The 13,391-nt window shown below is 70.7% G+C and carries 12 protein-coding genes and 1 tRNA gene; 4 read left to right on the top strand and 9 right to left on the bottom strand.

Translation table 11 applies throughout. From position 1 onward, the window contains the following. Positions 1-118 precede the first annotated feature (118 nt). Positions 119-718, bottom strand: a complete 600-nt coding sequence (locus tag P5P86_RS03250; protein WP_280609846.1) for a helix-turn-helix transcriptional regulator — start codon at positions 716-718, stop codon at positions 119-121. Positions 719-817: 99 nt separating this feature from the next. Here P5P86_RS03250 and purU point away from each other — a divergent pair, with 99 nt between their 5' ends. Continuing rightward, a complete protein-coding gene (purU, locus tag P5P86_RS03245; protein WP_280609845.1) occupies positions 818-1,663 on the top strand; it encodes a formyltetrahydrofolate deformylase in 846 nt (281 codons plus the stop codon). Between the two features lie 87 nt (positions 1,664-1,750). Next, a complete protein-coding gene (locus tag P5P86_RS03240) occupies positions 1,751-2,578 on the top strand; it encodes an alpha/beta fold hydrolase (RefSeq protein ID WP_280609844.1) in 828 nt (275 codons plus the stop codon). 27 nt (positions 2,579-2,605) lie between these two features. On the opposite strand, the gene P5P86_RS03235 is transcribed toward P5P86_RS03240, so the two are convergent. Next, complete coding sequence (locus P5P86_RS03235; protein ID WP_280609843.1) at positions 2,606-3,190, bottom strand: TetR/AcrR family transcriptional regulator; 585 nt, start codon at positions 3,188-3,190, stop codon at positions 2,606-2,608. Positions 3,191-3,342: 152 nt separating this feature from the next. Between P5P86_RS03235 and P5P86_RS03230 the strand changes: the two genes are divergently transcribed. Further along, a complete protein-coding gene (locus P5P86_RS03230) occupies positions 3,343-4,323 on the top strand; it encodes a zinc-dependent alcohol dehydrogenase family protein (protein WP_280609842.1) in 981 nt (326 codons plus the stop codon). Between the two features lie 16 nt (positions 4,324-4,339). Here the strand turns inward: P5P86_RS03230 and P5P86_RS03225 are convergent, their stop codons facing one another. Beyond that, positions 4,340-4,639: a hypothetical protein gene (locus P5P86_RS03225; protein WP_280609841.1), complete on the bottom strand. Its 300-nt coding sequence runs from the start codon at positions 4,637-4,639 to the stop codon at positions 4,340-4,342. 439 nt (positions 4,640-5,078) lie between these two features. Here P5P86_RS03225 and P5P86_RS03220 point away from each other — a divergent pair, with 439 nt between their 5' ends. Then, positions 5,079-5,876, top strand: a complete 798-nt coding sequence (locus tag P5P86_RS03220) for a hypothetical protein (protein WP_280609840.1) — start codon at positions 5,079-5,081, stop codon at positions 5,874-5,876. Positions 5,877-5,968: 92 nt separating this feature from the next. On the opposite strand, the gene P5P86_RS03215 is transcribed toward P5P86_RS03220, so the two are convergent. From P5P86_RS03215 to topA, 6 genes are all read right to left on the bottom strand, one after another. Further along, positions 5,969-6,044: transfer RNA gene (locus P5P86_RS03215), tRNA-Thr, on the bottom strand. Positions 6,045-6,210: 166 nt separating this feature from the next. Continuing rightward, positions 6,211-7,818, bottom strand: a complete 1,608-nt coding sequence (locus P5P86_RS03210; RefSeq protein WP_280609839.1) for an alpha/beta hydrolase — start codon at positions 7,816-7,818, stop codon at positions 6,211-6,213. After that, positions 7,815-8,999 (bottom strand): DNA polymerase III subunit delta', encoded by a 1,185-nt coding sequence (locus P5P86_RS03205; RefSeq protein ID WP_280609838.1) that lies wholly within the window; start codon positions 8,997-8,999, stop codon positions 7,815-7,817. Before P5P86_RS03205 ends, P5P86_RS03210 begins: the two co-directional genes overlap by 4 nt. Next, complete coding sequence (tmk, locus tag P5P86_RS03200; protein WP_280609837.1) at positions 8,996-9,643, bottom strand: dTMP kinase; 648 nt, start codon at positions 9,641-9,643, stop codon at positions 8,996-8,998. Before tmk ends, P5P86_RS03205 begins: the two co-directional genes overlap by 4 nt. 89 nt (positions 9,644-9,732) lie before the next feature. Then, on the bottom strand, positions 9,733-10,578 hold the full coding sequence (locus tag P5P86_RS03195; RefSeq protein WP_280609836.1) for an alpha/beta hydrolase family protein: 846 nt from the start codon (positions 10,576-10,578) through the stop codon (positions 9,733-9,735). Beyond that, positions 10,575-13,280, bottom strand: coding sequence for a type I DNA topoisomerase (gene topA, locus P5P86_RS03190; RefSeq protein WP_280609835.1), 2,706 nt, complete (start codon positions 13,278-13,280; stop codon positions 10,575-10,577). Before topA ends, P5P86_RS03195 begins: the two co-directional genes overlap by 4 nt. Positions 13,281-13,391 lie beyond the last annotated feature (111 nt).

The raw sequence follows: 13,391 nt of genomic DNA, 5'->3' as shown, positions 1-13,391 counted from the left end.
ACACCCCTAGGGGTGAGATTGAGGCTCCCTTCCGGAACCCACCAGCGCTCGGACGTCGACCTCCGGTACCACCGCGCCCCCATCGGCATTCGCGGTGCTCGTTCTCCCGTCGCGCGGGTCAGCGGTCGGGCGGGGCGAACCCGTGCTGCAGCGCCCACGCCACCGCTTGGGCGCGCGAGGTCGCACCGATCTTGCGATAGGCCTGGCGGATGTGGCTCTTGAGCGTGTTGGTGCTCAGGTGCAACCGCTCGGCGACCTCCTGGTTGGAGAGACCCTGGGCGATCAGCGCGATGGTCTCGACCTCTCGCGGAGAGAGTCCCGCCGCTGTCCCCAGCCGCTCCTCCTGGGCCGGCAACGGCTCACCGGCCGCTGCCAGCTCGATGGCCTCGACGAGCTCCTTGGCGCGGATCGACATCGACACCCAGGCCCGTGCGCCCTTGGCGAGGGCCCGCGCGCGCAGGTCCGGGCGCATGTCGCGACTGAAGACGACCACTTCGGCGTTGGTGTGGTGGATCAGGTGGTCCAGGTCGGCACCGTCGGTCTCGTGCAACCCGTAGGTGTCGTAGAGCACCACCTCGACCCCGGCCGCGGCGGTCCGCACGCTCGGCAGAGCCGTGACGATGACACGATCGGGATAGTCCGCGAGCATGGCCGTCAGGCCACGGGCGACCACCTCCTGGCGACTCACGATCGCCAGTCGCACCGGCTGATCATGCATCGGCGGCACCCATGCGCCGATCGTGCCAGATCGGCGCCCGCCGGGACGCGGCCGGGGGCCGATTGGCAAAGGCCCGCACCGGCCACCATCCTTCTGCCTATGAAGCGCTATGTGATGACCCTGCGCTGCCCCGACCAGCCGGGCATCATCCGGGCGTTCGCCGAGGGCGTCGTCAACGCCTCGGGCAACATCGTCGACAACCAGCAGTTCTCCGATCCCGACTCCGGCACCTTCTGCATGCGTACGGAGTTCGACTCACCCCTCGAGTCGGTCGCGGAGATCGAGGCACACCTCCTGGCGACGCTCGCTCCGTTCGAGCCGACGCTGACGGTGCGCCCCGAGTCGCTGCACCGCCGGATGCTGGTGATGGTCTCCCGGTTCGACCACTGCCTCGTCGACCTGCTGTACCGCCACGAGACCGGCGAGCTGCCGGTGGACATCCCGCTGGTGGTCAGCAACCATCCCGACCTGCAGCCGCTCGTCGAGCACCACGGCATCCGGTTCGTGCACCTGCCGGTGACCCGGGAGACCAAGGCGGACGCTGAGGCGGCACTGCTCGCCCTGGTCGCGGAGTACGACGTGGACTTCGTCGTCCTCGCCCGCTACATGCAGGTGCTCTCCGACGACCTGTGCCGCGCGCTCGAGGGCCGGGTGATCAACATCCACCACTCGTTCCTGCCCGGGTTCAAGGGCGCGAAGCCCTACCACCAGGCCTACGAGCGCGGCGTGAAGCTGATCGGCGCCACCGCGCACTACGTCACCGCGGCGCTCGACGAGGGCCCGATCATCGAGCAGGAGGTCACCCGGGTGACCCACGCCGCCTCGCCGGACGCCCTGGTCGCGCTGGGCCGTGACACCGAGCGACTGGTCCTCTCCCGCGCGGTGCGCCAGCACGCCGAGGACCGGGTGCTGCTGATCGGCCCGAGGACGGTCGTCTTCTCCTGACCGGCCCCCCGCACGCCGGTACGCCCTTGTACCACCCGCGAATTAACTGATACAACGTGTATCACTAACTTCTACGGGGGGAGCGCCGTGCTCGCTTACGAACGCTTCGGCAGCGGTGAGCCGATGGTCCTCATCCACGGCATCGGACACCGGCGACAGACCTGGTACCCGGTCGTGCGGCGACTGGCGGCGGAGTACGACGTCATCATCGCCGACCTGCCCGGGCACGGCGGCTCGTCAGCGCTCGATCGAACGATGCCAGCGGGCGAGGCCCTGCGCGCCGCCTTCGCTGAGCTGTTCACCGGGCTCGGGATCGAGCGACCCCACGTCGTCGGCAACTCGCTCGGCGGCCTGATCGCGCTCGAGCTCGGCGAGAACGACCTGGCACGCTCGGTCACCGCACTCTCCCCGGCCGGCTTCTGGGTCGGCGCCCGCGACTTCCTCTACGTGCGGGCGCTCTTCGGATCGATCCTGACCGGCGCCCGGCTCATGCGACCCTTCGCCGGGCCGCTCACGCGCTCGAACCTCGGCCGCAAGGCGATGCTGGGGTGGCTCTACGCCCATCCCCAGAACGTCCCGGCGCCGATGGCGCTGGGCGACCTGGAGAACATGCTGCGCGCCCGCGCGACCATCCGGCACCTGCTGGCACAGGCCTACACGTTCGCCCCCGGTGAGCCGCGCGGCGTCCCGGTGACCATCGCGTGGGCGCAGCGGGACAGGGTGCTGCTGCCCTACCAGGCGCGGCGCGCTCGGCGGATCATGCCGCATGCCACCCACCTGTGGCTGGATGGCTGCGGCCACGTCCCGATGCCGGACGAGCCGGAGCTCGTCGCCGAGACCATCATCGCCGGGGCGCGCCGCGCCGTACCGATCGATCCACGGGTCATCGTCGACAGCACCGGAAGCCTCGCCTGAGCGCCAGGGCGTCGTGGGCGGCCTGCCTCAGGCGCGCAGCCCTGCCACCAGCAGCCCGACGAGGCGCCGGGCATCGAAGCCGTGGCTGCTGGTCGCTCCGGCACACAGATTCCCGACCCCGCGCATGAGCTCGAGCGGCTCGATCGCGGAGGTGATCTGGCCGCTCGCACGGGCGGCCGCGACCAGCTCGCCACACACCGGCACGAGCCGCTCGAGGAAGTAGGCGTGCAACGGGTCGAAGCAGCTGTCGTCGGACTGCATCACCGCCGCCAGTCCGTGCTTGGTGACCAGGAAGTCGACGAACCCGTCGATCCACCGCGCCAGCGCGTCGAACGGACTCTCGCTGCTCGCGAGCATCGCCGGGCCGGCCTCGGCCAACCCCTCCACCTGATGCTCGTAGACAGCGATGATCAGGTCCGCTCGGGTCGGGAAGTGGCGGTAGATCGTCGCCGTGCCGACGCCCGCCTCGGCAGCGATGCGGCGGATCGGCGCCTCGACCCCGGCGGCCACGAACACCCGGGCGGCCGCATCGAGCAAGGTCGCCTGGTTGCGCCGGGCGTCGGCGCGCATCGGGCGTCCGGCAGCGTCGCCGGCCGAGGCGACAGGTGGCATGGGCGCACCCTCCTTCGGGCGTCGTCGTTGTTAAACGGGACAATGTCCCGTATCGTCAATCGGGACACCGTTCCGCTTGTGTCGATGATGCCACAGAGACCGTTCCGCCGCCTCCGGGGCCTCGTCGGCGACCCATCGCAAGGAGCACCACCATGTCCCGAGCCGTCGTGTTCGACCAGACCGGCACCCCCGACGTCCTCCACCTGGTCGAGGAGCCCGAGACCGATCCCGGCCCGGGACAGCCTCGCGTGCGCCTCGAGGCGGCCGGCATCAACCGGCTCGACCTGATGATGCGCGCGGGCGCCTTCCCGCGACCTTTCCGGCTGCCGCACGCCCGGATCGGCTGCGAGGGGGCCGGGGTCGTCGAGGCCGTCGGCTCGGATGTCACCGACGTCGCCGTCGGCGATCCGGTGATCATCGCCGCCGTACCTGCCATGGACCTCGACGGCACGTACGCCGAGCACACGGTCGTGCCCGCCACCTCGCTGGTCCCGCGGCCTGCGGGGCTCGACGCCGTCCGCGCCGCAGCGCTGTGGGTGTCCTACTCCACGGCATACGGTGCGCTGGTCGAGAAGGCCGGGATGCGCCCCGGCGACCACGTGCTGATCACGGCCGCCTCGAGCACCGTCGGTCTGGCCGCGATCCAGGTGGCCAACCAGCTCGGCGCCATCCCGCTCGCCGCGACCCGCACGGCCGCGAAGAGGGACCGCCTGCTCGCCGCCGGCGCGGCAGCGGTCCTGGTAGCCGAGGAGGAGGACGTCGCGAGCGCCGCGCGGGCGGCGACCGACGGTCGTGGCGCCGACATCATCCTCGACTGCGTGATGGGTCCCGGCCTGGCCGAGCTGGCGACCGCCGCCCGCTTCGGTGGCACGCTGGTGACGGCCGGTTGGCTCGACCCTCGGCCCGCGACCATGCCGACCAACGCCCCGCTCACGATCCACCGCTACATGAGCTTCGAGCACACCCTGGACCCGATCGTCGTACGCCGGATGGCGGCCTCCCTCGGCGCCGGCCTGCGCACCGGCGCCATCGCTCCGGCCGTCGACCGGACCTTCGCACTCGATGACGTGGTCGAGGCGCATCGGTACGTGGAGGAAGGCGCGGCGTTCGGGAAGGTGGTGCTCACGATGTGAGTCACCCACCGGACGATCAACGGAAGGTCGCGAAGTCCGTCGGTGTAGTCGCGAGATTGCTGGCCAGGCTGCCGAGCTCGAAGATCGTGGACTGTCCGTTGGGTCGCACGATCATGACCACGGACGGGACCGGCTCCGCACCGTCATCGAGGTCGAAGTCCGTGCCGTCCGACCTCGTCAGCACGCACACACCGACGCGCTCGTTCGGCGGTGCCTCAGCCAGGCTGGAGGAGAAGGTTCGCCAGTCGATGGCGGCCGAGGTCCTGAGCACCCACGTCTTGACCTCGGCCAGCGGCGCGGCCGACGCGCGTTCCACCCTGAGCGCCGTGGCGGGCTCCCGGTAGGTTCCGTGGAGACACAACTCGGCCGGAGACTGCTGCGGAGTCGGCGCTGATCGAGGAGACAGCGACGTCGTCGTACCACCGCACGCCGAGACCAGCAGCGCGATGAGAACGAGCGTCAGGGCCCGAGGACCGTACGCCGCTCGCACCGGGCGCCGGGCGCTCTGGTATGCCACCGCTGGATCCTCCCACGCGGGCGTCACGCTCGGTGCCGGAACCCTGGTGGTCCCGAATGGCGCTGCGGAGCCCCGCGCGATCGACGCCGTACGCGGGACGGAGGCATCTCCGTCGCGGGAAGGCACCTCGCCTCGGCGACGAGTCGGAGATCGCCTTCCTATCGAAGCGGGTTCTCCGGCGGCCGGCACCGACGTCCTCTAGTGTGGCCGCTACTCCACCGCCGAAGGATCGGTTCCCATGTTGCGCTCTGCGCTGTCCACGTCCACAGCGGTCGCCGCGACCGCTGCTGTCATGGTGGCCACGGCCACCGCCGTGCCCTCGTCGGCGCGAGCCGCGACGCACCCCCACGGCGGCGGCTCGGGTTCTGTCCATCCGACGTCGAGTGCACCCCTCGCTCGGATGACCGACCCTCGGGGGGACGTGGTCACCAAGAGCGGATCGTTCGACGACATCGACGGCAGCATCGACGGGTTCAAGCCGGGCAAGGGCACCGTCGTGCCCACGACCACCGCAGACGACGCGATCGATCTGCACCAGGTCACCTACCGCATCCTTCGCATCGATGGCCGGCCGACCCTGAAGATCACCTACCGCGCGAACGGTCCCTTCCACAACACCCGGGAACGCACTCACATCGGCAACACGACGACGGTCACCTACGACGTCGACGACTTGGATATCCTCGTGGCTGGTGGCCGCTACGACCTGGAGGCGATGCCTCACGGCGGCGTACCGCGAGTGGTGGGTCTGTTCCGCAACAACGACCGCCACAAGCAGATCGCCTGCAAGGGACTCCACACCACGATGAACAGCGGCGCGAGCATCGCCACCCAGACGGTGCCGCTGTCCTGTCTGACGGGCCTCGGCATCAAGCGCTCGCGACTGCGTGCGGTCGCCAACCACATCGCGTTCAGTGACTCGACGACCACCACGAGCACGGCCACCGGTACCTCGACCACGACGGACACCAGCGGTCCCGTCACTGTCGCGACTGACACCGTTGTCGGTTCGTGGCGGCTGCCCTTCACCCACTGACACCAGCCGAGAGTTCCGAGCGTACTTGCCAAATGCGCTCAATGCCGAAGGGCCCCTCCCCCAGGAGTGTTTCCCAGGTGAGAGGCCCTTGGTGGAGCCGTCTGTCGGAATCGAACCGACGACCTGCTCATTACGAGTGAGCTGCTCTACCGACTGAGCTAAGACGGCCTGTCGCCCGACGCATCAGGCAACGCGGGAAGTGTAGCGATGAGCGGGCGCGCGAGCGAAACCGGCGACATCTCGACCGGGACGGAGGCCCGACTCGACCGGGACGGAGGCCCGACTCGACCGGGACGGAGGCCCGACTCGACCGGGACGGAGGCCCGAGTCGGCGTCAGCAGGAGAGGTTGTCCTGCGGGACGTTGCCCTCGTCCAGGTAGTTCTCGACCGCGCTGTCCACGCAGGAGTTGCCGGTGTTGTAGCCGGTGTGGCCGTCACCGTCGCGGGTGACCAGGACGCCCGAGGAGAGCAGGCTGGCCAGGTGCTTGGCCCAGGGCAGCGGCGTGGCGGGGTCGCGGGTGGTGCCGATGACCACGATCGGGTCGGCGCCGGGGGCGCCGACCGGCGGAGCCGGGTCGTCGGACCTCTCCTTGAAGTCGGCGCAGCTCGTCATGCCCCAGGCGAAGACGTCGCCGAACGTCGGCGAGGCCTTCTCGAACTCCGGCAGGATCGAGGCTATCTTGCCGGCTGGAACCGAGGACGGGTCGTCGAGGCAGTCGACGGCATACAGCGCCTCCATCGAGTTGTCGCTGTAGGACCCGTCACCGGACCGGCTGGCGTAGGCGTCCGAGAGCTGGAGCAAGGCGGAGCCGTTACCGGTGAAGGCCTGCTGGAGCGCCTGGGTGAGCAGCACCCAGTAGTCCCGGTTGTAGAGGGTGACGGCCACGCCGTAGAAGGCGTTGCCGCCCTTCAGCTCGCGACCACCGCTCGCGGGCAGCGGCTTCTGCTCGACCTGGGTGAGCAACGCCTTGATCTTCGCAAGCCCCGCATCGACGGTGGCGCCGAGGAAGCAGGGGTTCGAGGCGGAGACGCAGCTGTTCACATAGGAGCGCAGCGCCGTCTCGAAGCCGGCGGCCTGCTCCACGCTCAGCTGCTCGGTGTCGAGGGTCGGGTCGATCGCGCCGTCGAGCACGAAGCGGCCGACTCGGGTCGGGAAGAGGTCGGCGTACGTCGTGCCGAGCTTGGTGCCGTAGGAGGCCCCGAAGTAGGCGAGCTTGTTCTCCCCCAGCGCAGCGCGCAGCACGTCGATGTCACGGGCCGCGTCGACGGTGGAGATGTGAGCGACGAGGGGGCTCTTGGCGCAGCCGTCCGCCATGACCTGGTTGAGCTGGGCGTAGGAGCGCACCTCGGCCGGCGTCGAGGGTGCCGGATCCTCGGCGACGATGGCGTCGAGCTGGGCATCGGAGACGCAATCGATCGGGTCGCTGCGTCCGACGCCGCGGGGGTCGAAGCCGACGATGTCGTAATGGTCGCGGATCGGCGCACGGAACGACTGGCCGGCGTCGGCCGCGTAGTCGACACCCGACCCGCCGGGGCCACCCGGGTTGACCACCAGGGAGCCGATCCTCTCGCCGGCATCGGCAGCCGGCACCTTGAGCACCGCGAGCTTGATGGTGGCACCGGCCGGGTGCCGGTAATCCAGCGGAACGGTCAGCGAGCTGCACTGGTCCTTCGAGCGGCAGCTGGACCAGGCCAGCCTCTGGTCGTAGAACCTGGCAAGAGCCGGGTCCGGGGCCGTGGTGACGCTCGAGCCGCTGCTTGCCGCCGCGGACGAGCTTCCCGACGCCGTGCTCGAGGTCGTGCTCGACGCTGACGGCGACGCCGTCGCCGAGGGCGAGGAGCCGCCGCAGCCGGCCAGGAGCCCCGCGATCAGCACGCCGATCCCCGCCAGGCCGAGCCAGCTGCCGGGCCGGCTGTGGCGGCGGCTGTGGGGCCGGCTCATGACGTGCTCCTCAGCGCGACCATCATCGACTCCAGGGCCAGGGCGGGCGGGACGTTGAACTCCATCAGCTGCTCCCGGGCCTCGAAGATCCAGCCGATCCGCCGCAGGTTGAGCTCGGGCGTGGAGGACTGGACCAGCCGCACGATGTCCGTGCGGATCTCCTCGTTGACGAGCTCGCCCGGAGCGCCGGTGGCCAGCGCTATCGCGTCCCGGTAGACGCTCACCAGATCCATCAGGCCGCGGTCGATCACGTCGCGGTGACGACGGGTGGCCCGGCGCTTCTGGTCCCGCTCCATCGCGGCGAGCGCGGGCGCGTACTCGCGCGGCCGGCGACCGCGCTCCACCACCCCGTAGGCGGTATCGAGGTCGGCCTTCTCGCGGGCGTCCAGCTCGGAGGTGACGGCGTCGGCCTCCTCCTTGGTGACCTCGGTGAGGTGCTGCGCCGCGCGCATGCACGAGCCGAGCGAGGTCAGCCGGCCCGGCAGCGCCACCACCTCGCTGCGACGGTTGCGGGTGGCGGCGTCGCGGGCGAGGGCCTTGGCCCGGCCGATGTGCCCCTGGCTGGCGCGGGCGGCGTACGACGCCAGCGCCGGCTCCGCGCCCTGGCTGGCGACCAGGAACCGCGCCACGTCCTCGGTGGTGGGCGTGGCCAGCGTGACCAGCCGGCAGCGACTGCGGATGGTGGGCAGCACGTCCTCGACGGTCGGCGCGCACAGCATCCAGACCGTGCGCGCGCCCGGCTCCTCGATCGCCTTGAGCAGGGCGTTGTTGGCCTGCTCGGTGAGCCGGTCGGCGTCCTCGACGATCAGGATCTGCCAGCGCGCGCCGACGGGGGTGAGCGCGGAGGTGCGGACCAGCTCGCGCACATCGTCCACGCCGAGGGTGAGCTTCTCGGTCCGGACGACCTTGACGTCGGCGTGGCTCCCGGCCAGCACGGTGTGGCACTCGTGGCAGACACCGCAGCCGCCGCGGGGGCACTGGAGCGCGGCGGCGAAGGCGATCGCCGCGTTGGAGCGCCCCGACCCGGGCGGACCCACGAAGAGCCAGGACTGGGTCATGCCCTGGCCGCGGACCGCACCGCTGAGCGAGTCGATCACGTGGCGCTGGCCGACCAGCGAGTCCCAGACCGTGGCGCTCGGGGTCTGCGCGAGCGGCCCGTCCTGCACCTGTCGAAGGGTCATCGCCGCGCCTGCCTCAGCAGCGGCGCGAGCCGCGCGCGGATCAGCGTGTGGATCTCCTGGATCGGCGCGCGCGCATCGAGGACCAGGTAGTGGTCGGGGTCGTCCTTGGCCATCGCGACGAACGCGTCGCGCACCCGCTGGTGGAACGCCAACGACTCTCCCTCGATCCGGTCGCGCCCCTGGAACCGGCGCAGTCCAGCGGCCGGCTCCAGATCGAGCACCACCGTCAGGTGCGGTCGCAGATCGCCGGTGGCCCAGCGCGCCACCTGCTCGACCTCGCGGACATCGAGGGCGCGGCCGGCGCCCTGGTAGGCCAGGGTGGAGTCGACGTAGCGATCGGTGATCACCACCTCGCCGCGGTCGAGCGCCGGCAGCACCAGCGTCTCGACGTGCTCGGCCTTGTCGGCGGCGTAGAGCAGGGCCTCGGTCTTGTCGGCCAGGACACCGGTCTCGGGGCTCAGCACGATCCGGCGCAGCTCCTGGCCGACGGGGGTGTCACCCGGCTCGAAGGTGAGGCGGACGGTGTAGCCCTCGGCGCTCAGCGCCTCCCGGAGCAGCCTGGACTGGGTGGACTTGCCCGAACCCTCGCCGCCCTCGAGGCATACGAACACCCCGCGCTCGGCGTACACCCCGGGCAGGCTCATCGACGTGCTCGCTTCGCTCCGTGCGCGCCCGCGGCACGAAGAGCGCCGCGTCGCATGACTCGCTGGCTGCGCTCGCTCATGGCACGACCCTACGGTGTCGCACCGACAGCGCTGAGCCAGCCCGCGATCAGGGGAACGACGGGCTCACCCTGCCGGGCCCAGCGGAAGTGGTCGATGCCGTCCTGGTCGACATGCACCCGGCTGACGGTGGCCGCCGGCAGCTTGGCGACGAGCGCGTCGACAGCCGGGACCGGGCCGAGCCAGTCGTTCTCGATGGAGACCGCCAGCACCGGCAGCCTGACCTGGCCCAGCCCGCTCTCACCACTGACGAACCGGCCCGTGCGCGCCAGCCGGCCCCAGTCGCGCATCACACCGCGGGCCTCGCGACCGGCGAACCCGAGCCGGTCGCCGGGGAAGTGACCGACCACCCGCGCGGTCAGCGGGAAGAGGTACGCCGCGGCCAGCAGCCGGGCACCCCAGTGGCGCCAGTGCGGCGTGCTCGCGGCGACCAGGATGATGCCGGCGAGCTCCTCGGGGTGCGCGGCGGCGTACATGACGGCGATCTGCCCGCCGAGGCTGTGCCCCAGCAGGTACACCGGCGCTGCGGGGAACCGTGCTCGCACGGTCGTCATGGCCGTCGCGAGATCCTCGAGGAGCTCGGCGTACCCGAAGTCGTAGTCGCGCCCCGCGAGCCGGCCACCCGCGGCCTCGTGGCCGCGCTGCTCGACGACCGCCGCGTGCACGCCCGTGGCAGCGAGCGCGCCCGCGAAGGCGTCGTAGTAGCGCGCCCTCATCCCCATGGCCGGGCAGATCAGCACGACCGGCGCGGCCTCGCCGCCGGTCGTCGACCGCGCGATCGTGAGCGTGAAGCCCGTGCCCTCGGGCCGGGTCAGCTCCACCCGGCTCACCTGCGGCCCGGCAGAGGCGGAGCTCACTTCTTCGCAGCCGTCCTCTTGGCGGTCGTCTTCTTCGCCGGCGTCTTCTTGGCGGTCGTCTTCTTGGCCGCCGACTTCTTGGCGGTCGTCTTCTTGGCCGGTCCCTTGGCACGCTTCTCCGCGAGCAGCTCGGCCGCCCGCTCGGTCGTGATCGACTCGATCGCGTCGTCCTTGCGCAGGGTCGCGTTGTACTCGCCGTCGGTGACGTAGGCCCCGAACCGGCCGTCCTTGATCACCATCGGCTTGCCGGAGACCGGGTCGGGCCCCAGCTCCTTGAGCGGCGCGCTGGCGGCCGCCCGACCGCGCGTCTTCGGCTGGGCGTAGATCGCCAGCGCCTCGTCGAGACCGATCGTGAGCAGCTGGTCCTCGCTGGTCAGCGAGCGCGAGTCGGTGCCCTTCTTGAGGTAGGGACCGTAGCGGCCGTTCTGGGCGGTGATCTCCTCGCCGTCCTCGGCGACGCCGACCACGCGCGGCAGGCTGAGCAGCTTGACCGCGTCGTCGAGCGTGATGGTGTCCAGCGTCATCGACTTGAACAGCGAGCCGGTCCGCGCCTTCGCCTTCTTCGGTGCATCCTCCGGAAGCACCTCGGTGACGTAGGGACCGTAGCGGCCCGACTTGGCGACGACCTCCAGCCCGCTCTCGGGGTGCTTGCCGAGGTGGATCTCCTCGCCCGCCGGGTTGGCGAACAGCTCCTTGGCCTTCTCCAGGGTGAGCTCGTCGGGCGGCAGGTCGTCGGGCACGTTCGCCCGCTTGCCGGCCGGCGTGCCGTCGTCCCCGGGGCCCTCGATGTAGGGGCCGTAGCGGCCGACCCGCAGGTGGATCCCGCTGTCCGGGCCCCCGATCGGGAAGGTCGCCAGCTCGCGGGCGTCGATGTCGCCGAGCTCGTCGACCAGAGTCTTGAGGCCCTCGACCTTGTCCGAGCCGTAGTAGAACTCCTGCAGCTCGCTGACCCGGCCCTTCTCGCCGCGCGCGATCTCGTCGAGGGTGTCCTCGAGCAGCGCGGTGAAGTCGTAGTCGATGAGGCGGTTGAAGTGCTCCTGCAGCAGCCGGACCACGCTGAACGCGATCCAGGCCGGCACCAGCGCCGTGCCCTTCTTGTAGACGTAGCCGCGGTTGAGGATCGTGCCGATGATGCTCGCGTACGTCGAGGGTCGCCCGATCTCGCGCTCCTCCAGCTCCCGGATGAGCGTGGCCTCGGTGTAGCGCGCCGGCGGGCGGGTTTCGTGTCCCTCGGCGGTGAGGCTGGCCGCGTTCACGGCATCGCCCTGCTCGAGGTTCGGCAGACGGGTCTCGGCGTCGTCGCTGGCCTGGTCGGCAGCGTCGGTGCCCTCGACGTACGCCTTCAGGAAGCCGTGGAAGGTGATCACGCGCCCGCTGGCGGAGAAGACGACGTCCTCGCCGCTGGTGGCGCGACCGCCGAGACGGATCGTCACCGACTGGCCGACCGCGTCGCGCATCTGGGAGGCGATGGTGCGCATCCAGATCAACTCGTAGAGCCGGAACTGCTCGCCGGTCAGGCCGGTCTGCGCGGGCGTGCGGAAGCTGTCACCCGCGGGACGGATCGCCTCGTGCGCCTCCTGCGCGTTCTTGACCTTGCTGGCGTAGGTGCGCGGGGCGTCGGGCAGGTACTCGGCGCCGTACAGCTCGCGGACCTGGCTGCGCGCCGCGGTGATCGCCGAGTCCGACAGCGTGGTGCTGTCGGTACGCATGTAGGTGATGAAGCCGTTCTCGTAGAGCCGCTGGGCCACCGACATCGTCACGCCGGCGGACATGCCGAGCTTGCGGGACGCCTCCTGCTGCAGCGTGGTGGTGCGGAAGGGCGCGTACGGCGAGCGCCGGTAGGGCTTGGCCTCGACGGAGCGGACGTCGTAGGTGGTCTCGCTGAGTGCGGCGACCAGCGACTCGGCACGCTGCCGGTCGAGGTGGACGACGCCGTTCGCCGAGCCCGTCGAGGAGCTCTTGAGCGCACCGGTGGTGTCGAAGTCGGACCCCCGGGCGATGCGAGCACCGTCGATGCTGTGCAGCCGGGCCGGGAACATCCGCTGCTCGTGCTTGCTGCCGGCGTCGAAGGTGCCCTCGAGGTCCCAGTAGCTGGCGGCGCGGAAGGCGATCCGCTCGCGCTCGCGGTCGACGACCAGCCGGGTCGCGACGGACTGCACCCGACCCGCGGAGAGGCCGGACATGACCTTCTTCCACAGCACCGGTGAGACCTCGTAGCCGTAGAGCCGGTCCAGGATGCGGCGTGCCTCCTGTGCCTCCACCAGGTCCATGTCGAGCTCGCGAGGGTTCGCCGCCGCGGCCAGGATCGCCGGCTCGGTGATCTCGTGGAAGACCATCCGGCGCACCGGGATGCCCTTCTTCGGCTTGAGCTCGTCGAGGAGGTGCCAGGCGATGGCCTCGCCCTCGCGGTCCTCGTCGGTGGCGAGGAAGAGCTCGTCGGCGTCCTTGAGCAGCGACTTGAGCTTGGTCATGTGGCTCTTCTTGTCGCGTGGCACCACGTAGTACGGCTCGAAGCCGTTGTCCACGTCGACGCCGAGGCGACCCCACGGCTTGTCCTTGATCTTCGCCGGCGTGTCCGCGGCGCTCTGGGGCAGGTCGCGGATGTGACCGATGGAGGCCTCGACGACATAGCCCTGGCCGAGGTACCCGCCGATCTTGCGGGCCTTCGCCGGGGACTCGACGATCACCAACTTGTGTGCCACTGGGCCTTGCTCCGTCTCACGCCGATGTGCTGCTTCGCTGTCCGTGGGCGGTCGTGACCTGCCCACGGCGAGACACGGTAGCGCGTGCTGTCCAGACCATCGTCGCCTCCG

Source organism: Nocardioides sp. BP30 (genome assembly GCF_029873215.1).
Taxonomy (GTDB): Bacteria; Actinomycetota; Actinomycetes; order Propionibacteriales; family Nocardioidaceae; genus Nocardioides.
The sequence above is the reverse complement of the archived record's forward strand: the minus strand, read 5'-3'. Positions and strand labels throughout refer to the sequence as shown.